General features: G+C 57.2%; 25 protein-coding genes. 23 read left to right on the forward strand and 2 right to left on the reverse strand.

What is annotated here, in order from left to right; genetic code table 11:
• From rplX to bfr, 18 genes are all read left to right on the forward strand, one after another.
• Entirely contained in the window at positions 1-315 is a 315-nt protein-coding gene (gene rplX / locus EGJ09_RS19020) for a 50S ribosomal protein L24 (RefSeq protein ID WP_003255476.1), read from the forward strand.
• Between the two features lie 20 nt (positions 316-335).
• Positions 336-875: a 50S ribosomal protein L5 gene (gene rplE, locus EGJ09_RS19025; RefSeq protein ID WP_012316517.1), complete on the forward strand. Its 540-nt coding sequence runs from the start codon at positions 336-338 to the stop codon at positions 873-875.
• 13 nt (positions 876-888) lie between these two features.
• Positions 889-1,194 carry a 30S ribosomal protein S14 gene (gene rpsN, locus EGJ09_RS19030; protein ID WP_012316516.1) on the forward strand — a complete coding sequence of 102 codons (306 nt, stop codon included), beginning with the start codon at positions 889-891 and terminating at the stop codon, positions 1,192-1,194.
• Between the two features lie 208 nt (positions 1,195-1,402).
• Complete coding sequence (rpsH, locus tag EGJ09_RS19035; protein ID WP_008089805.1) at positions 1,403-1,795, forward strand: 30S ribosomal protein S8; 393 nt, start codon at positions 1,403-1,405, stop codon at positions 1,793-1,795.
• 12 nt (positions 1,796-1,807) lie between these two features.
• Positions 1,808-2,341 carry a 50S ribosomal protein L6 gene (rplF, locus tag EGJ09_RS19040; protein ID WP_009681972.1) on the forward strand — a complete coding sequence of 178 codons (534 nt, stop codon included), beginning with the start codon at positions 1,808-1,810 and terminating at the stop codon, positions 2,339-2,341.
• Between the two features lie 10 nt (positions 2,342-2,351).
• Positions 2,352-2,702 (forward strand): 50S ribosomal protein L18, encoded by a 351-nt coding sequence (rplR, locus tag EGJ09_RS19045; RefSeq protein ID WP_008089801.1) that lies wholly within the window; start codon positions 2,352-2,354, stop codon positions 2,700-2,702.
• A gap of 3 nt (positions 2,703-2,705) precedes the next feature.
• Positions 2,706-3,206, forward strand: coding sequence for a 30S ribosomal protein S5 (gene rpsE, locus EGJ09_RS19050; RefSeq protein ID WP_003255465.1), 501 nt, complete (start codon positions 2,706-2,708; stop codon positions 3,204-3,206).
• 2 nt (positions 3,207-3,208) lie between these two features.
• Positions 3,209-3,385 carry a 50S ribosomal protein L30 gene (rpmD, locus tag EGJ09_RS19055; RefSeq protein ID WP_008089798.1) on the forward strand — a complete coding sequence of 59 codons (177 nt, stop codon included), beginning with the start codon at positions 3,209-3,211 and terminating at the stop codon, positions 3,383-3,385.
• Between the two features lie 3 nt (positions 3,386-3,388).
• Positions 3,389-3,823 (forward strand): 50S ribosomal protein L15, encoded by a 435-nt coding sequence (gene rplO, locus EGJ09_RS19060; RefSeq protein ID WP_003255461.1) that lies wholly within the window; start codon positions 3,389-3,391, stop codon positions 3,821-3,823.
• On the forward strand, positions 3,824-5,155 hold the full coding sequence (gene secY, locus EGJ09_RS19065) for a preprotein translocase subunit SecY (RefSeq protein ID WP_003255459.1): 1,332 nt from the start codon (positions 3,824-3,826) through the stop codon (positions 5,153-5,155). It abuts the gene before it with no gap.
• A 28-nt stretch (positions 5,156-5,183) separates the two neighbouring features.
• Complete coding sequence (gene rpmJ / locus EGJ09_RS19070) at positions 5,184-5,300, forward strand: 50S ribosomal protein L36 (RefSeq protein ID WP_046788135.1); 117 nt, start codon at positions 5,184-5,186, stop codon at positions 5,298-5,300.
• Between the two features lie 131 nt (positions 5,301-5,431).
• A complete protein-coding gene (gene rpsM, locus EGJ09_RS19075) occupies positions 5,432-5,788 on the forward strand; it encodes a 30S ribosomal protein S13 (RefSeq protein WP_012316515.1) in 357 nt (118 codons plus the stop codon).
• Positions 5,789-5,806: 18 nt separating this feature from the next.
• Complete coding sequence (gene rpsK, locus EGJ09_RS19080; RefSeq protein WP_003255454.1) at positions 5,807-6,196, forward strand: 30S ribosomal protein S11; 390 nt, start codon at positions 5,807-5,809, stop codon at positions 6,194-6,196.
• 15 nt (positions 6,197-6,211) lie between these two features.
• On the forward strand, positions 6,212-6,832 hold the full coding sequence (gene rpsD / locus EGJ09_RS19085) for a 30S ribosomal protein S4 (protein ID WP_012316514.1): 621 nt from the start codon (positions 6,212-6,214) through the stop codon (positions 6,830-6,832).
• A gap of 22 nt (positions 6,833-6,854) precedes the next feature.
• Positions 6,855-7,856, forward strand: coding sequence for a DNA-directed RNA polymerase subunit alpha (gene rpoA / locus EGJ09_RS19090; protein ID WP_003255452.1), 1,002 nt, complete (start codon positions 6,855-6,857; stop codon positions 7,854-7,856).
• A gap of 42 nt (positions 7,857-7,898) precedes the next feature.
• Positions 7,899-8,285 (forward strand): 50S ribosomal protein L17, encoded by a 387-nt coding sequence (gene rplQ / locus EGJ09_RS19095; protein WP_003255451.1) that lies wholly within the window; start codon positions 7,899-7,901, stop codon positions 8,283-8,285.
• A gap of 172 nt (positions 8,286-8,457) precedes the next feature.
• Positions 8,458-9,897: a catalase gene (locus tag EGJ09_RS19100; protein WP_046788134.1), complete on the forward strand. Its 1,440-nt coding sequence runs from the start codon at positions 8,458-8,460 to the stop codon at positions 9,895-9,897.
• A 164-nt stretch (positions 9,898-10,061) separates the two neighbouring features.
• On the forward strand, positions 10,062-10,526 hold the full coding sequence (gene bfr / locus EGJ09_RS19105; RefSeq protein WP_012316512.1) for a bacterioferritin: 465 nt from the start codon (positions 10,062-10,064) through the stop codon (positions 10,524-10,526).
• 69 nt (positions 10,527-10,595) lie between these two features.
• Here the strand turns inward: bfr and uvrA are convergent, their stop codons facing one another.
• Positions 10,596-13,430, reverse strand: a complete 2,835-nt coding sequence (gene uvrA / locus EGJ09_RS19110; RefSeq protein WP_177433171.1) for an excinuclease ABC subunit UvrA — start codon at positions 13,428-13,430, stop codon at positions 10,596-10,598.
• Between the two features lie 129 nt (positions 13,431-13,559).
• Between uvrA and EGJ09_RS19115 the strand changes: the two genes are divergently transcribed.
• Together EGJ09_RS19115 and EGJ09_RS19120 are read left to right on the forward strand one after the other, a co-directional pair.
• Positions 13,560-14,954: an MFS transporter gene (locus EGJ09_RS19115; RefSeq protein WP_046788131.1), complete on the forward strand. Its 1,395-nt coding sequence runs from the start codon at positions 13,560-13,562 to the stop codon at positions 14,952-14,954.
• Positions 14,955-14,963: 9 nt separating this feature from the next.
• Positions 14,964-15,515, forward strand: coding sequence for a single-stranded DNA-binding protein (locus EGJ09_RS19120; RefSeq protein ID WP_012316509.1), 552 nt, complete (start codon positions 14,964-14,966; stop codon positions 15,513-15,515).
• 93 nt (positions 15,516-15,608) lie between these two features.
• On the opposite strand, the gene EGJ09_RS19125 is transcribed toward EGJ09_RS19120, so the two are convergent.
• The gene (locus EGJ09_RS19125; protein WP_125924556.1) at positions 15,609-15,782 is read right to left on the reverse strand and encodes a heme-binding protein; all 174 of its coding nucleotides are present in this window, start codon (positions 15,780-15,782) and stop codon (positions 15,609-15,611) included.
• A 905-nt stretch (positions 15,783-16,687) separates the two neighbouring features.
• Between EGJ09_RS19125 and EGJ09_RS19135 the strand changes: the two genes are divergently transcribed.
• Genes EGJ09_RS19135 through EGJ09_RS19145 form a run of 3 tightly spaced genes read left to right on the forward strand, consistent with a single transcriptional unit; the run spans position 16,688 to position 18,356 of the window.
• Positions 16,688-17,437 (forward strand): ArpA protein, encoded by a 750-nt coding sequence (locus EGJ09_RS19135; RefSeq protein WP_125924557.1) that lies wholly within the window; start codon positions 16,688-16,690, stop codon positions 17,435-17,437.
• A gap of 17 nt (positions 17,438-17,454) precedes the next feature.
• Entirely contained in the window at positions 17,455-17,913 is a 459-nt protein-coding gene (locus tag EGJ09_RS19140) for a VOC family protein (protein ID WP_046788129.1), read from the forward strand.
• Entirely contained in the window at positions 17,910-18,356 is a 447-nt protein-coding gene (locus tag EGJ09_RS19145) for a DUF3291 domain-containing protein (RefSeq protein ID WP_046788128.1), read from the forward strand. Before EGJ09_RS19140 ends, EGJ09_RS19145 begins: the two co-directional genes overlap by 4 nt.
• Positions 18,357-18,362 lie beyond the last annotated feature (6 nt).

Consider the following 18,362-nt stretch of genomic DNA (forward strand, 5'->3'; position numbering starts at 1 on the left):
ATGCAAAAGATTCGTCGTGACGACGAGATCATCGTGATCGCCGGCAAAGACAAAGGTAAGCGCGGTAAGGTGCTGAAGGTTCTCGCTGACGACCGTCTGGTCATCGGTGGTGTGAACCTGGTCAAGCGTCATACCAAGCCTAACCCGATGGCGGGCGTTCAGGGCGGTATCGTCGAAAAAGAAGCGCCTCTGCACGCTTCCAACGTTGCCATCTTCAATGGCGAAACCAACAAGGCTGACCGCGTTGGTTTCAAAGTAGAAGACGGTAAGAAAATTCGTGTCTTCAAGTCGACCCAAAAAGCGGTTGATGCTTGAACACTGCTAGGTAGAAGACCATGGCACGACTGAAAGAGATTTACCGGAACGAAATCGCTCCTAAGCTTAAGGAAGAACTTAAGCTGTCGAACGTGATGGAAGTTCCGCGCGTTACCAAGATCACCCTGAACATGGGCCTGGGCGAAGCGATCGGCGACAAGAAAGTCATCGAGCACGCTGTTGCCGACCTGGAAAAGATCACCGGTCAAAAGCCGGTTGTGACTTTCGCTCGTAAATCCATCGCGGGCTTCAAAGTCCGTGAAGGATGGCCGATCGGTGTCAAGGTGACCCTGCGTCGCGAAAAGATGTACGAATTCCTGGACCGCCTGCTGGCGATCTCCCTGCCTCGGGTCCGCGACTTCCGCGGCCTGAATGCCAAGTCCTTCGATGGCCGTGGCAACTACAGCATGGGCGTGAAAGAGCAGATCATCTTCCCGGAAATCGATTACGACAAGATCGATGCTCTGCGCGGTTTGGACATCACCCTGACCACCACTGCTCGTTCGGATGACGAAGGCCGCGCTCTGCTGCGTGCATTCAAATTCCCGTTCCGCAACTGATTGGAGTAGGAAAATGGCCAAGAAGAGCATGAAAAACCGCGAGCTGAAGCGTCAGCTCACGGTAGCCAAGTTCGCCAAAAAGCGTGCTGAGCTGAAAGCGACCATCGTCAACCTGAACGCCTCTCCTGAAGAGCGTTTCGCTGCCGTTGTCGCTCTGCAGAAGCAGCCACGTGATGCCAGCGCTGCGCGTCTGCGCAACCGTTGCCGCCTGACCGGTCGTCCTCACGGTGTATACCGTAAGTTCGGCCTGGGCCGTAACATGCTGCGTCAAGCCGCAATGCGCGGTGACGTACCAGGTCTGGTCAAGGCCTCCTGGTAATCGCTGCAGGTGTGACCCTGGCGGAAGGGGAGTAATCTTCCGACCGCCGGTGTTCTCGCCAACAAACAAGCCCCTTCATGGGGCTTGTTTCGTTTCTGTCTTGTGTCTAGAATGACCGGCTCACCTGAGCCCGGGTTTTTACCCTGCCTGCTTGGGTGGTTGTGATAGCCGCAAGGCTAATAATTCTTGTATCAGGAGCATCTAGCCCATGAGTATGCAGGACCCGTTAGCGGACATGCTAACTCGCATCCGTAATGCCCAGATGGCTGAAAAGTCCGTCGTAAGCATGCCTTCCTCCACTCTGAAGGTCGCGGTTGCCAAAGTTCTGAAAGACGAAGGTTACATCGCTGGCTACCAGGTTACTGGTGAGGCCAAGCCGTCCCTGTCGATCGAACTCAAGTACTTCGAAGGCCGTCCGGTCATCGAGGAACTGAAGCGTTCCAGCCGTCCTGGCCTGCGCCAGTACAAGTCCGTCACAGACCTGCCGAAAGTTCGTGGCGGCCTGGGCGTGTCTATCGTCTCCACCAACAAAGGTGTGATGACTGACCGCGCTGCGCGCGCTGCCGGTGTCGGCGGCGAAGTTCTGTGCACAGTGTTCTAAGGGGAGATAGGCATGTCTCGCGTCGCTAAGAACCCCGTTAAGCTGCCAGCTGGTGTCGAAGTCAAATTCGCCGGTCAGCAGCTTTCGGTGAAGGGTGCCAAAGGCACTCTCGAACTGAACGTTCACTCGTCTGTTGAAGTTACCGAAGAGTCCGGCGAACTGCGTTTCGTCGCTCGCAACGGTGATCAGCAAGCTCGCGCCATGGCCGGTACTACCCGTGCTCTGGTCAACAACATGGTCCAGGGCGTAAGCCAAGGCTTTGAGCGCAAGCTCCAGCTGGTCGGTGTTGGTTACAAGGCACAGGCTAAAGGCACCGTCCTGAACCTGGCTCTGGGCTTCTCGCATCCAGTGGACTACGAACTGCCAGCCGGTATCACTGCTGAAACTCCCAGCCAAACCGACATCCTGATCAAGGGTATCGACAAGCAGCTGGTAGGTCAGGTGGCCGCTGAAATCCGCGACTTCCGTCCGCCAGAGCCTTACAAAGGCAAGGGTGTGCGTTACGCGGACGAAGTAGTCCGTCGTAAAGAAGCCAAGAAGAAGTAGGGCCTAGCAAATGACCGACAAAAAAGTTACTCGACTGCGTCGCGCTCGCAAAGCACGTCTCAAGATGCACGAACTCGAAGTCGTGCGCCTGTGCGTGTTCCGCTCCTCGCAGCACATCTACGCCCAGGTCATTTCGGCCGACGGCAGCAAGGTTTTGGCAAGCGCCTCGACCTTGGACAAAGACCTGCGTGATGGCGCCACTGGCAACATCGACGCGGCCACTAAGGTTGGCAAGCTGGTAGCTGAGCGTGCGAAAGCCGCCGGTGTATCTCAAGTTGCCTTTGACCGTTCCGGCTTCAAGTACCATGGCCGCGTCAAAGCGCTGGCTGATGCTGCTCGTGAAGGCGGGCTGGAGTTCTAAGTTATGGCAAATAACGATCAAAAGCGCGACGAAGGCTACATCGAGAAGCTGGTTCAAGTTAACCGCGTAGCTAAAACCGTTAAAGGCGGCCGTATCTTCACCTTCACCGCGCTGACCGTGGTTGGTGATGGTAAAGGTCGCGTCGGCTTCGGCCGTGGCAAATCGCGCGAAGTACCTGCCGCGATTCAGAAAGCCATGGAAGCTGCTCGTCGCAACATGATCCAGGTTGACCTGAAGGGCACCACCCTGCAGTACGCCACCAAGGCCGCCCACGGCGCCTCGAAGGTTTACATGCAGCCTGCTTCGGAAGGTACCGGTATCATCGCCGGCGGCGCCATGCGTGCTGTCCTGGAAGTTGCTGGTGTTCAGAACGTCCTGGCCAAGTGCTACGGTTCGACCAACCCAGTGAACGTGGTTTACGCCACCTTCAAGGGTCTGAAAGCCATGCAATCTCCTGAGTCCATTGCTGCCAAGCGCGGCAAGAGCGTTGAGGAGATCTTCTGATCATGGCAACCGTAAAAGTAACGCTGATCAAGAGCGTCTCGGGCCGTATCCCTAACCACAAACTGTGCGTTAAAGGTCTGGGTCTGCGTCGCATCGGTCACACTGTAGAAGTCCAGGATACTCCCGAGAACCGCGGGATGATCAACAAGGCTTACTACATGCTGCGCGTCGAGGGTTAATCGATGAAACTCAATGATCTGAGTCCAGCGCCGGGTTCCCGTCGCGAAAAGCATCGTCCGGGTCGTGGTATCGGTAGCGGTCTGGGCAAGACCGGCGGCCGTGGCCACAAAGGTCAGACCTCCCGTTCGGGTGGTTCGATCGCTCCGGGCTTCGAAGGCGGTCAACAGCCGCTGCACCGTCGCCTGCCGAAGTTCGGCTTCGTTTCCCTGAAAGCCATGGACCGCGCAGAAGTGCGTCTGTCCGAGCTGGCCAAAGTGGAAGGCGACGTGATCTCCGTGCAATCCCTGAAGGATGCCAACGTGATCAACCAGCACATTCAGCGTGTGAAAATCATGCTGTCTGGCGAAGTTACTCGCGCAGTCACCATCAAGGGTATCGCAGCCACCAAGGGTGCGCGTGCGGCTATCGAAGCAGCTGGCGGCAAATTCGAGGAATAAATGGCTAAGCAAGGTGCTCTCTCTTCGCTCGGTAAGGGCGGGATGTCGGAACTCTGGGCTCGTCTGCGCTTTCTGTTCATGGCGATCATCGTCTATCGGATAGGTGCGCATATCCCGGTTCCAGGCATCAATCCGGACCGTCTGGCGGATCTGTTTCGGCAGAATGAGGGGACCATTCTTAGCTTGTTCAACATGTTTTCCGGTGGCGCGCTTGAGCGCATGAGCATCTTTGCATTGGGGATCATGCCGTACATCTCGGCATCGATCATCATGCAGCTGATGACCGCGGTCAGCCCGCAACTGGAGCAGTTGAAGAAGGAAGGTGAAGCTGGCCGTCGCAAGATCAGCCAGTACACCCGCTACGGCACCGTTATTCTGGCGCTGGTTCAAGCCATTGGCATGTCCATTGGCCTGGCCAACCAGGGCGTGGCGTTTTCTGCGGGCCTTGGCTTCCATGTCGTCGCGGTTTCCACGTTTGTGGCAGGCGCGATGTTCATGATGTGGCTGGGTGAGCAGATCACCGAGCGCGGTGTGGGCAACGGTATCTCGATGTTGATTTTCGCAGGTATCGTTGCCGGTCTTCCGAGAGCAATCGGGCAGTCTTTCGAGTCTGCGCGCACAGGCGATATCAACATTTTCGCCCTGGTCGCTATCGGTTTGCTGGCAGTAGCGATTATCGGTTTCGTGGTGTTCATTGAGCGTGGTCAGCGTCGTATCGCCGTTCACTACGCCAAGCGTCAGCAGGGCCGCAAGGTCTTTGCAGCGCAGACCAGCCACTTGCCGCTTAAAGTGAACATGGCGGGGGTTATCCCGGCCATTTTCGCGAGCAGCATTCTGCTGTTCCCGGCTTCGCTGGGTGCCTGGTTCGGTCAGTCCGAAGGTATGGGCTGGCTGCAGGACATCTCGCAGTCGATCGCTCCTGGTCAGCCGTTGAACATTCTGCTGTTTAGTGCAGGGATCATTTTCTTCTGCTTCTTCTACACAGCGTTGATGTTCAACCCGAAAGACGTAGCGGAAAACCTGAAGAAGTCCGGTGCCTTTATTCCGGGTATCCGTCCTGGTGAGCAGTCGGCGCGCTACATTGATGGCGTTCTGACTCGTTTGACCATGTTCGGTGCTCTTTACATGATGGCCGTCTGCCTTCTGCCCCAGTTCCTGGTGGTGGCAGCAAATGTGCCGTTCTACCTTGGCGGGACCTCGTTGCTGATTGTGGTAGTGGTTGTGATGGACTTCATGTCCCAAGTACAATCGCACCTCGTTTCGCACCAGTACGAATCCCTGATGAAGAAAGCCAACCTGAAAGGCTACGGTGGCAGCGGTTTGCTGCGCTGATACGCCCCTAAGGTTCGAGGAGTCGGTAATGAAAGTTCGTGCATCGGTGAAAAAGCTGTGCCGCAACTGCAAGATCATCCGTCGCGAAGGCGTCGTACGAGTGATCTGCAGCTCGGAACCGCGTCACAAACAGCGCCAAGGCTGAGTGTGATCTGCGTTTCAAACCCAGCAGCTAGTGTGCTGCTGGGTTGATTATTCGTTTCTACAGCGATATTATCTCGCGCCCTATTTCTTGGCTTCCGGGGCGTAGGTAGCTGTCAATTGGAGTCCCACTGAATGGCCCGTATTGCAGGCGTCAACATTCCAGATAACAAGCATACTGTTATCTCGCTGACCTACATCTATGGTGTCGGTCGCACAACTGCACAGAAGATCTGTGCAGATGCTGGTGTAAATCCAGCCGCTAAGATCAAGGATCTGAGCGACGAGCAAATCGAAACCCTGCGTGGCGAAGTTGCGAAGTTCACCACCGAAGGTGACCTGCGTCGTGACGTCAACATGAAGATCAAGCGCTTGATGGACCTGGGTTGCTACCGCGGCCTGCGTCATCGTAAAGGTCTGCCGGTTCGCGGTCAGCGCACCAAGACCAACGCACGCACCCGTAAGGGCCCGCGTAAGCCGATCCGCAAGTAATCGCCCAGGAATATAGACATGGCAAAACCTGCTGCTCGTCCTCGTAAGAAAGTCAAAAAGACAGTGGTTGATGGCATCGCCCACATCCATGCGTCTTTCAACAACACCATCGTGACCATCACCGACCGTCAGGGCAATGCTTTGTCCTGGGCGACCTCCGGTGGTTCGGGTTTCCGTGGTTCGCGCAAATCCACCCCGTTCGCAGCTCAGATCGCTGCTGAGCGTGCTGGTCAAGCTGCGCTGGAATACGGTCTTAAGAACCTCGACGTAAACGTCAAGGGTCCAGGTCCAGGTCGTGAGTCCGCCGTTCGTGCATTGAACAGCTGCGGCTACAAGATCGCCAGCATCACCGACGTGACGCCAATCCCGCACAACGGGTGCCGTCCGCCGAAGAAGCGCCGCGTGTAATCAGGAGACAGAAGAATGGCACGTTACATTGGTCCAAAATGCAAACTGTCTCGTCGTGAAGGCACCGACCTGTTCCTGAAGAGCGGCGTTCGCGCTCTGGAATCGAAGTGCAACATCGAAGCAGCCCCAGGTATCCACGGCCAGCGCCGTGGCCGTCAGTCCGACTACGGTACCCAGCTGCGCGAGAAACAAAAAGTCCGTCGTATCTACGGTGTTCTGGAGCGTCAGTTCCGCGGTTACTACCAGGCTGCTGCCTCGAAAAAAGGCGCAACCGGTGAGAACCTGCTGCAACTGCTCGAGTGCCGTCTGGATAACGTCGTCTACCGTATGGGCTTCGGCTCGACTCGTTCCGAGTCCCGTCAGCTGGTTTCGCACAAAGCGATCAGCGTCAACGGTAAGACTGTAAACATTCCATCCTACCAAGTTCGTCCGGGTGACGTGGTCGCGGTTCGCGAGAAGTCGTCGAACCAGCTGCGCATTGTTCAAGCCCTTGAACTGTGCGCCCAGCGTGGCCGCGTTGAGTGGGTAGACGTAGATTCCGCTAAGAAGTCGGGCGTTTTCAAGAACGTTCCTGCTCGCGGCGACCTGTCTGCCGACATCAACGAAAACCTGATTGTCGAGCTCTACTCCAAGTAAGGGCTAGAAAATAGGTGCATCCATGCAGATTTCGGTAAATGAGTTCCTGACTCCCCGCCATATTGATGTGCAGGTAGTCAGTCCGACCCGCGCCAAGATCACGCTCGAGCCTCTCGAGCGTGGCTTCGGCCATACCCTGGGCAACGCGCTGCGCCGCATCCTGTTGTCCTCCATGCCTGGCTGTGCAGTAGTCGAGGCCGAGATCGATGGCGTACTCCATGAGTACTCCGCGATCGAAGGTGTACAGGAAGACGTAATTGAAATCCTGTTGAACCTTAAAGGCTTGGCTATCAAACTGCACGGTCGTGACGAAGTTACGCTGACCTTGTCGAAAAAGGGTTCGGGGGTGGTTACCGCTGCCGATATTCAGCTGGATCACGATGTCGAGATCGTCAACCCCGATCACGTAATCGCGAACCTGGCGTCCAACGGCGCCCTGAACATGAAGCTCACTGTAGCTCGTGGTCGCGGTTACGAGCCGGCTGACTCCCGTCAAACCGACGAAGACGAAAGCCGTAGCATTGGCCGTCTGCAGCTGGACGCTTCGTTCAGCCCGGTGCGTCGTATCGCCTATGTGGTCGAGAACGCCCGTGTTGAACAGCGTACCAACCTGGACAAGCTGGTCATTGATCTGGAAACCAACGGCACCCTGGATCCTGAAGAGGCTATCCGCCGCGCTGCGACCATCCTGCAACAGCAGCTGGCCGCGTTCGTCGACCTCAAAGGTGACAGCGAGCCTGTCGTAGTCGAGCAGGAAGACGAGATCGATCCGATCCTGCTGCGTCCGGTTGACGACCTGGAACTGACTGTACGTTCGGCCAACTGCCTCAAGGCGGAGAACATCTACTACATCGGCGACCTGATTCAGCGTACCGAAGTAGAGCTGTTGAAGACTCCTAACCTGGGCAAGAAGTCCCTGACTGAAATCAAGGACGTGCTGGCCTCTCGTGGTCTGTCTCTCGGCATGCGCCTCGACAACTGGCCGCCTGCAAGTCTTAAGAAAGACGACAAGGCGACCGCCTGATCGTCGTAATCACCGAACGTAGTGTTTGGTAAGGAATGAATCATGCGTCATCGTAAAAGTGGACGTCACCTGAGCCGTACCAGCTCTCACCGCAAAGCTATGTTCCAGAACATGGCTGTGTCGCTGATCGAGCACGAGCTGATCAAAACCACCCTGCCGAAAGCCAAGGAACTGCGCCGCGTTGCCGAGCCGCTGATCACCTTGGCCAAGGAAGACAGCGTTGCTAACCGCCGTCTGGCCTTCGACCGTACCCGTTCGAAGTCGGCTGTTGGCAAACTGTTCAACGATCTGGGCAAGCGTTACGCCACCCGTCAGGGCGGCTACCTGCGCATCCTGAAGTGCGGTTTCCGCGCTGGCGACAACGCGCCTATGGCGTACGTCGAGCTGGTTGATCGTCCAGTCGGTGGTGCTGTAGAAGCTGCCGAGTAAGACGTTCTGTCTGCTACAGAAAACCGGGCCTAGTGCCCGGTTTTTTGTTTCTGCAGGTATTGTTTATTTCTATTGATACAAGACATGTAATGAATTTGTTTTGAAACAACCGCTCGTCGATACTCCTGTCCAAGCCGATTCGCCGGCAGTCCAAGACCGATATGGAGAGCCCATGAGCAAGATTCTCACCACCGCCAGCGGTGCCCCCGTAGCTGACAACCAGAATTCCCGCTCTGCTGGCCCGCGCGGCCCGCTGCTGCTCGACGATTTCCACCTGATCGAGAAACTCGCTCACTTCAACCGAGAGAACATCCCTGAACGGCGTGTGCACGCCAAGGGCTCCGGAGCCTATGGCACCTTTACAGTCACCCAGGACATCACTCGATTCACCAAGGCCAAGCTGTTCGACACGATTGGTAAGCAGACTGAAACCTTCCTGCGTTTTTCTACCGTCGGTGGCGAGCGCGGTTCGGCAGATACCGAGCGTGATCCTCGTGGCTTTGCAGTAAAGTTTTACACCGAGGAAGGCAACTGGGACATCGTGGGTAACAACACCCCGGTTTTCTTCATTCGTGACCCGCTAAAATTCCCGGACTTTATTCACACCCAGAAGCGCCACCCGCAAACCAACCTGAAGAACGCCCAGATGATGTGGGACTTCTGGTCGCATTCGCCGGAGGCGTTGCACCAGGTCACCATCCTGTTCTCTGATCGTGGCATCCCGGACGGCTACCGCCACATGCACGGCTTCGGCAGCCACACCTATAGCCTGATCAGCGCTGCTGGCGAGCGTACCTGGGTCAAATGGCACTTCAAGACCCAACAAGGCATCAAGAACCTTACGCCCGCCGATGCTGCGCGCCTGGCCGGTACAGACCCTGACTACGCCCAGCGCGACCTGTTCGAGGCCATCGAACGCGCAGACTACCCGCGTTGGACCGTGTGCATTCAGGTCATGACTGAAGAGGAGGCGGCCAGTCGCGATGAAAATCCGTTCGATGTGACCAAGACCTGGTCGCAGAAGGACTATCCGTTGATCGAGGTAGGTGTGCTGGAACTTAACCGCAACCCGCTCAACTATTTCGCCGAAGTCGAGCAGGCAGCGTTTGGCCCGAGCAACATGGTGCCGGGCGTGGGGCTTTCGCCAGATCGCATGCTGCAGGGCCGCGTGTTCGCCTATGCCGATGCGCATCGCTACCGCGTGGGCACCAACCATCAGCAGTTGCCCGTCAACGCGCCACGCTGCCCGGTCAATAGCTACCAGCGTGATGGTTCGATGGCTTTTGGTAGTTATGGCGGTGCGCCCAATTACGAGCCCAACAGCTATCGCGACGCGCCTAAGCAGTCGCCTGACCATGGCGAACCTGCATTGGCCCTCAATGGAGCAGCTGATCGCTACGATCACCGTGAAGACAACGACTATTACAGCCACGCCGGTGCACTGTTCCGCTTGATGAGCGATGAGCAAAAGGCACTGCTGATCAGCAATATCGCTGGAACCATGGCAGGCGTCAGTGAAGATGTCATCCAGCGTCAGTTGCAGTACTTCTTCAGGGCTGACCCAGCCTACGGTGAAGGCATCGCCAAGGCATTGGGCGTGAATCTCGCCTAACTCGAAGTGATAAGAAGAACCGCCCTCATTTGGGCGGTTTTTCAATGAATATCACTACTGTTTACCCGATTTTTTGCCCCTGATTGCGCAGTTTTCAGTGACCGCAAGCAATTCCTGGTTCAAACTATGTTTCATTAGACGTATCCACACGGAGAATCAGGGCGATGCAAGGTCACCCGGACGTAATCAATTATCTCGTCACGTTGCTGAAGGGCGAACTGGCCGCACGCGATCAGTACTTCATTCACTCGCGCATGTACGAAGACTGGGGCCTGTCCAAGCTCTACGAACGCATCAACCATGAGATGGAAGAGGAAACCCAGCACGCCGATGCGCTGATGCGGCGTATCCTCATGCTCGAAGGCACCCCCGATATGCGCGCGGATGACCTGGAAGTGGGCAGCACCGTGCCGGAAATGATCGAAGCGGACCTCAAGCTTGAGTACAAGGTTCGTGCCGCCCTGTGCAAGGGTATCGAGCTGTGCGAGCTGCACAAGGACTACATCAGTCGCGATATCCTGCGTGCCCAGCTGGCCGATACCGAAGAAGATCACACCTACTGGCTTGAGAAGCAGCAGGGCCTGATCAAGGCCATCGGCCTGGAAAACTACCTGCAGTCGCAGATGTAAGTTATCCACAGACTAAAAAAGAGCCCCTGGCACCATCGGTAACCAGGGGCTTTTTCATGCACAGGCAGATCAGGCCCGGTCACGCTCCAGAAGCGGTTTGAGATAGTGCCCTGTGTACGACTGCTTCATCTTTGCCAGCTCTTCCGGTGTACCGCTGGCAATAATTTGCCCACCCTTTGAACCACCCTCCGGGCCCAGGTCAACCAACCAGTCCGCGGTCTTGATCACATCGAGGTTATGTTCGATAACCACCACGGTGTTGCCGTGGTCGCGCAGGCGATGCAACACATCCAACAACTGCTGGATATCGGCGAAGTGCAGGCCGGTGGTCGGCTCGTCAAGGATGTACAACGTCTTGCCAGTATCGCGCTTGGACAGTTCGCGTGAGAGCTTGACCCTTTGCGCTTCACCGCCCGACAGCGTGGTCGCCGACTGCCCCAGTTTGATGTAAGACAGCCCCACATCCATCAGGGTTTGCAGCTTGCGCGCCAGGGCCGGCACCGCATCGAAGAATTCGCGAGCATCCTCGATGGTCATTTCCAGCACCTCGTGGATGTTCTTGCCCTTGTATTTGATCTCCAGGGTTTCGCGGTTGTAGCGCTTGCTCTTGCACACGTCGCACGGCACGTAGATATCTGGCAGGAAGTGCATCTCCACCTTGATCAGCCCATCGCCTTGGCACGCCTCGCAACGCCCGCCCTTGACGTTGAACGAGAAACGCCCTGGGCCGTAGCCGCGCGAGCGCGATTCCGGCACGCCGGAAAACAGCTCGCGAATCGGGGTAAAGATGCCGGTATAGGTCGCCGGGTTCGAACGCGGTGTGCGGCCGATCGGGCTCTGGTCGATATCGACAACCTTGTCCAGGTGCTGCAGGCCATCCATGTTGCTGTGCGGGGCGGCTTCCAGGCTGCTCGCACCATTGAGGGCTGTAGCGGCCAGGGGATACAGCGTGTTGTTGATCAACGTCGACTTGCCCGAGCCGGATACGCCAGTCACGCAGGTCAGCAGACCGATCGGGATTTCCAGATCAACATTCTGCAGGTTGTTGCCACGCGCACCCTTGAGCTTGAGGGACAGCTTTTTGTCGCGGGGGGTGCGTTTGGCCGGTACAGCGATTTTCTTGCGCCCAGACAGGTACTTCCCGGTCAGCGAGTCGGGATGTGCCATGACTTCCTGAGGCGTGCCCTCGGCAACGATCTGGCCACCGTGTACGCCGGCACCCGGGCCGATGTCCACCACGTAGTCAGCCAGGCGAATGGCGTCTTCGTCGTGCTCGACCACGATCACGGTATTACCCAGATCGCGCAGGTGGTTCAGGGTGGCGAGCAGGCGGTCGTTGTCGCGTTGATGAAGACCGATGGACGGCTCATCAAGGATATACATCACTCCGACCAGCCCTGCACCAATCTGGCTGGCAAGGCGGATCCGCTGCGCTTCGCCGCCGGACAGGGTGTCGGCACTGCGATCCAGGGTGAGGTAGTCCAGGCCGACGTTGACCAGAAACTGTAGGCGTTCGCAGATTTCCTTGAGGATCTTTGCAGCGATTTCACCGCGACGCCCGGTCAAGGTCAGCTCGCCGAAGTAGCTGCTGGCTTCACCGATAGGCAGGTTGGTCACCGCCGGCAGGGTTTTTTCGCCTACCCAGACATGACGGGCTTCCCGGCGCAGGCGGGTGCCGCGGCAGTCGGGGCAGGGCTGGGTGCCGAGGAACTTGGCCAGCTCCTCGCGCACCGTGGCCGATTCGGTCTCGCGGTAACGCCGCTCCAGGTTGGGCACGATCCCTTCGAACGGGTGCGAACGCTTGACGATATCGCCACGGTCGTTCAGGTACTTGAAGTCGACGCTCTGCTTGCCGCTGCCTTGCAGGATCACTTTCTGGTGTTCGGCCGACAGCTCGCCGAACGGCTCCTCCAGGCTGAAGCCGTAATGCGCTGCCAGCGAGCCAAGCATCTGGAAGTAATAGACGTTGCGCCGATCCCAGCCGCGGATAGCACCCTCGGCCAATGTCAGCTCGCTGTTGACCAGACGCTTGATATCGAAAAATTGCTTCACCCCCAGGCCGTCGCAGGTCGGGCAGGCGCCGGCCGGGTTGTTGAAGGAGAACAGCTTGGGCTCCAGCTCGCTTATCGCATGGCCGCAGACCGGGCAGGCGAAGCGGGCGGAGAAGATCGTCTCTTCGCCTTCCTCATCGTCCATCGGTGCAACCAGGGCGATGCCGTCGGCCAGCTTGAGAGCGGTCTCGAATGACTCGGCAAGGCGTTGTTGCAGGTCGGCGCGGACCTTGAAGCGGTCCACTACCACATCGATGCTGTGCTTCTTCTGCTTGTCCAGCTTGGGCAGTTCGTCGAGTTCGTAGAGCTTGCCGTTGACGCGTGCCCGAACGAAGCCCTGGGCACGCAATTCGTCGAACACGGCCAGGTGCTCACCCTTGCGCTCGCGGATCACCGGTGCCAGCAGCATCAGCTTGCTGCCCTCCGGGCGCTCCAGCACCAGGTCGACCATCTGGCTGATGGTCTGCGCCTCCAGCGGAATGTCGTGGTCCGGGCAGCGCGGCGTACCCACGCGAGCATAAAGCAGGCGTAGGTAGTCGTAGATTTCGGTGATGGTACCTACCGTCGAACGCGGGTTGTGCGAAGTCGACTTCTGCTCGATGGAGATGGCGGGCGACAGGCCTTCGATGGTGTCGACGTCAGGTTTTTCCATCATCGACAGGAATTGCCGGGCGTAGGCCGACAGCGATTCCACATAGCGGCGCTGACCCTCGGCGTACAAGGTATCGAATGCCAGGGAAGACTTCCCCGACCCGGACAAGCCGGTGATCACGATCAGCTTGTCCCGCGGCAGGGTCAGGTCGATGTTCTTCAGGTTGTGGGTACGTGCCCCACGAATCAGGATCTTGTCCACTGCGGCCTCGCTTGGCGGGCATAAACAAGGAAGTATACGGCGCGCTGCCAGTACGCGGCAAAGCGTCGCGTAGATGCCGTCAAGCTGTCGGACTGATAGAATCGCCGCCGGTTCACACGAGGTTAATCCATGCACGACACCCACAACGAGCGCATGAGTGGCAGCGAAACGCGCGCCGCTGGCGGCCTGGCCCTGGTCTTTGCCTTTCGTATGCTGGGCATGTTCATGGTCCTGCCGGTGCTGGCCACTTACGGCATGGACATGGCCGGCGCCACGCCCGCGCTGATCGGCCTGGCCATCGGTGCCTATGGCCTGACCCAGGCGTTTTTTCAGATCCCGTTCGGGATGATTTCCGACCGCATCGGGCGACGTCCGGTGATCTATCTGGGCCTGGTGATCTTCGCCCTGGGCAGTGTGCTGGCGGCTCAAGCCGACTCCATCTGGGGCGTGATTGCCGGGCGCATTCTGCAAGGCGCCGGGGCAATTTCTGCTGCAGTCATGGCGCTGCTGTCCGACCTGACCCGCGAGCAGCACCGTACCAAGGCCATGGCCATGATCGGCATGAGCATCGGCCTGTCGTTCGCCGTGGCGATGGTCGTCGGCCCGCTTCTCACCAGCGCCTTCGGCCTGTCAGGATTGTTCCTCGCCACGGCAGGACTTGCCCTGGTCGGCATTTTGCTGATCGCTTTTGTCGTGCCCAACACCCACAGCACTTTGCAGCACCGCGAGTCGGGTGTGGCGCGCCAGGCGCTCGGCCCAACCCTGCGCCATCCGGACCTTCTGCGCCTGGACACCGGTATCTTCATCCTCCACGCGATCCTCATGGCGAGCTTCGTCGCGCTGCCTCTGGCCTTCGTCGAGCGCGGCGGCTTGCCCAAGGAAGAGCATTGGTGGGTATACCTGACCGCGCTGTTCATCTCATTTTTTGCAATGGTCCCGTTCATCATCTACGGCGAAAAAAAGCGCAAGATGAAACGCGTATTGGCTGGAGCGGTCAGTGTGTTGCTGCTGGTGGAGGTGTTCTTCTGGCAGTGGGCTGACAACTTGCGCGGACTGGTGATTGGCACCGTGGTATTCTTTACTGCATTCAACCTGCTGGAGGCATCGCTGCCGTCGCTGGTTAGCAAGGTGTCGCCTGCTGGCGGCAAGGGGACGGCGATGGGGGTGTATTCCACCAGCCAGTTCCTTGGCGCAGCGCTGGGTGGAATCCTTGGTGGCTGGCTGTTCCAGCACGGTGGGCTGAACACGGTGTTCCTCGGTTGCGCGGTGCTGTGTGCCGTATGGCTGGTGGTCGCGTTGCGCATGAACGAGCCGCCTTATGTGACCAGCCTGCGCATGCCACTGACGCCTGAGGCAGTCCGGGAAGCCGGCCTGACCGAGCGCCTGATGGCCGTGCCGGGTGTGACCGACGCCGTTGTGGTGGCAGAAGAAGCTGCCATCTATATCAAACTGGATACGAAAATTTTGGACCGTGCGACCCTCGAGCGTCTGGTGAACCCAGCCTCATCGGCGTGCGAAGCCTAGGAGAACGTTATGGCCCGTGGGGTTAACAAAGTCATTCTGGTCGGCACCTGTGGCCAGGATCCCGAAGTCCGCTACCTGCCCAACGGTAACGCCGTGACCAACCTGAGCCTGGCTACCAGCGAGCAGTGGACCGACAAGCAGTCGGGCCAAAAGGTCGAGCGTACCGAGTGGCACCGTGTGTCGATGTTCGGCAAGGTTGCTGAAATCGCTGGCGAATACCTGCGCAAGGGTTCGCAGGTGTACATCGAAGGCAAGCTGCAGACCCGCGAGTGGGAAAAAGACGGCATCAAGCGTTACACCACCGAAATCATCGTCGACATGCAGGGCACCATGCAGCTGCTCGGTGGCCGTCCGCAGAACCAGCAAGGTGGCGGCGACCAGTACAACCAGGGTGGTGGTAACAACTACAACCAGGGTGGCCAGCAGCAACAGTACAACCAGGCCCCACCGCGTCAGCAGGCCCCGCGCCCGCAACAGGCCCAGCAGCGCCCAGCGCCGCAACAGCCCGCGCCGCAGCCGGCTGCTGACTTTGACAGCTTTGATGACGATATTCCGTTCTGATAAAAACGGTCAGGCGTCGCGCTACACCGAAACCCAGGGCATTTGCCTTGGGTTTTTTCATATGTGAGTTCATACCCCGCTGTCCGGCGCTGCTTAGGCAAATTGCGCGTCCAGCTCAGGCGTTGCGCCGCTGATACCGATACCGCCGATGTGTTCGCCGTTCGCGTCCAGGATCGGCAGACCGCCACCCAGCAGCGTGAAACCTGGCAGTGACGCGTATGGCTTTGCTGGCAGCGCAGCGCTTCGCTTGCCATCAGTCCTCGACATGTTGGCCGCAGAGCCGATCAAGAACGTGCTCCACTAGTGAAAGGGCGATCTCGCTAGCATGGATGCTATTGCTCAGCATGTTCAGGCCGGGTTCGCCCGCCCGAGCTCGGCAGCGTTCTCAATGGTTTCGATGACGTCGCTTAGCAGTTCGCTGACGTGGGGCAGGACGTTGGGTGGATACATATCGGATTGGACGGTGAATAATGGTGTGATGGCAGGTTTGCGGGGGGGGGGCAATCTTTTCATGGCATGTGAACTTTGTTCGGCTTAAGGAAACTGCCACCTAACTCTTTCTTACGGATTATGGTTGGCAGCCGTGCAAGGGGTGAGAAACCGAGGAACAAATGCAAACCTCGCCAGGACAAGCCTGCCTGCGCACGGCCGCCATAACTGCGATGCATTGTATCAGTCGGGTTCTCACGGCCGGTTGTCTAAACGACCCTAAAACGTTATCCCTGAGGCTTTTCCCAGACAGCAGCGATACTTCAGCAGCGCGAGTAGGGCAATTCCCAAGCATGCTGATTCTGAAGCATTTGGTTTAAGGTTCAGAAATGTCTTACGGCAAATGGATGTATTGCTTCTGGGTGCATGGCAGGAAATGTGGTGGGGCCCGATGTGTTTGGCGCAAAAATTCAGCGCCCATGATATCGACCCGCCCGCGCGTCGCGGGCAAACCGCCTCATACTCGATCCGGCGTTTCTGAGTCGAAGAGCCCGGGTGAGTATAAGGGACATTTAAGAGTCCGATGTGCCGAATCAAAGAAGGCGCGATACTTTTAATAGGGCATTACATGGTTTGAGGAAGGAGTGCAAGTCTGCGTGTGGGGTATATCCGTGCAGGTTGAGGGGGTAGGATTTGAACGTGCCATTAAACACGTGACCCCTTAACAAATACGGAGTGTTCATATGTCAGAGCGTGCTGCTGTTAAACAAAATCTGGAGCAAGTCACAGATATACTGAGTTCAGATCCTTTCGAAGGGCGAGACTTTTTCTGGGAACAGCATCGGTTTGCCAGGGATGGATATTTGAAGATTAATAACCTGATCCATCCTGAAGTACGCGATCAAATTTCTGTCGATGTGAAGTACCTCTTGGCAAATTTTTCAAAGCGCCGGGATTTTTTGATTGAATCGACGGGCAACACGCCGCGCTATTTGAGTAACGTTCCTCAGGAAAGCATCGAAGCCCATGGGCGGTATATTCCGCATGCTTATAGGTCTCGCTACCTGAGTAGTTTGATCAGTCACATAGTTAAGGAGGAGGTTATCCCAACCCCTTGGAAGTGGGATAACTTCATCATTAACAGTCAGCATAAGTCAGGTGATACCCATGGTTGGCATTGGGGCGACTACCCCTACACGATCATTTGGATCGTCGAGGCACCGGCACTCGAGGCAGGAGGTTTGTTGGAGTGCGTACCGCATACGTATTGGGATAAGCAGAACCCCCGAGTAGAAAACTTATTGGTGGAAAACAAGATCGACTCCTACTTCCACGTCACAGGTGATGTCTATCTGCTCAAGGCAGACACCACGCTGCATCGGGTTAAACCACTGACACAAGATGTCACCCGCATCATTCTCAACACCACGTGGGAAAGGGCGAGGGACAAGGATCGGGAAGTCGAGCACGAAACCTTCGTCTTCCGGGATTGAAGTTTGAGGATTAGCGCATGACCAAGGTCAAATACTCACACGCTAACCTGATCGCCACTGACTGGAAAAAGATAGCCAAGTTCTATGTTGATGTATTTGGCTGTGTTCCGGTCGGCCCTGTGCGTCGGCTTTCAGGGCAATCGGTGGCAGATGGTACCGGGTTGATAAAACCGGAGATCGAAGGCATACATCTTCGGTTGCCCGGTAACGGGGAGGGCGGGCCGACGCTAGAAGTATTTCAGTATTGTCATTTTCATGATGAACCGGAAAAGTTTGCCAATTCGCGCGGCTTTAGCCACATCGCATTTGAAGTTTCCGACGTGGAAGCTGTATGTGCAAAAGTGATCAGCTCAGGTGGATGGCTGCTAGGGAAGTTGGCGAGGCAGCCTGTCGAGGGGGTAGGTATTTGCACCTTCATATACGTCCGTGATCCCGATCGAAACATTATCGAACTCCAGGCCTGGGAGGCACCATGAAGCGTGTACTTGCACATTTCGATCTGGTGAAACCCAAGTTTCCCAAGGGAGACACCAGAATGGAAGAGTTCTATGCCTCGACCAGCTATGTGAACGCTCTAGCTGAGCAACATCCGGGGTTCATCTGGCGTGAGACCGAAGAGGATCAGCCGCTGCTGGATCAGTTATGGGGCGAGGGTTATCTCTACACGCTCTCGCTGTGGAGGGACGTCGAATCACTCAAGGACTTTCTCTATAACACCTCGCACAAGTCATTCATGCGGCGTGGAAGGGAGTGGTTCGAGCCCATCTTACGCCCCCGGGTAGTGTTGTGGTGGGTCGAGGAAAGTCATATCCCCACCTTACGCGAGGCCCATACCCGACTCACGCGATTGCACGAGGTTGGGCCATCTCATGACGCTTTTGACCTGCGCTGCAGCGAAGTACCGACCGTTCTGTACTGAGGAGTG

Source organism: Pseudomonas sp. p106 (genome assembly GCF_003936645.1).
In the GTDB taxonomy this organism is placed as follows: Bacteria; Pseudomonadota; Gammaproteobacteria; order Pseudomonadales; family Pseudomonadaceae; genus Aquipseudomonas; species Aquipseudomonas putida_E.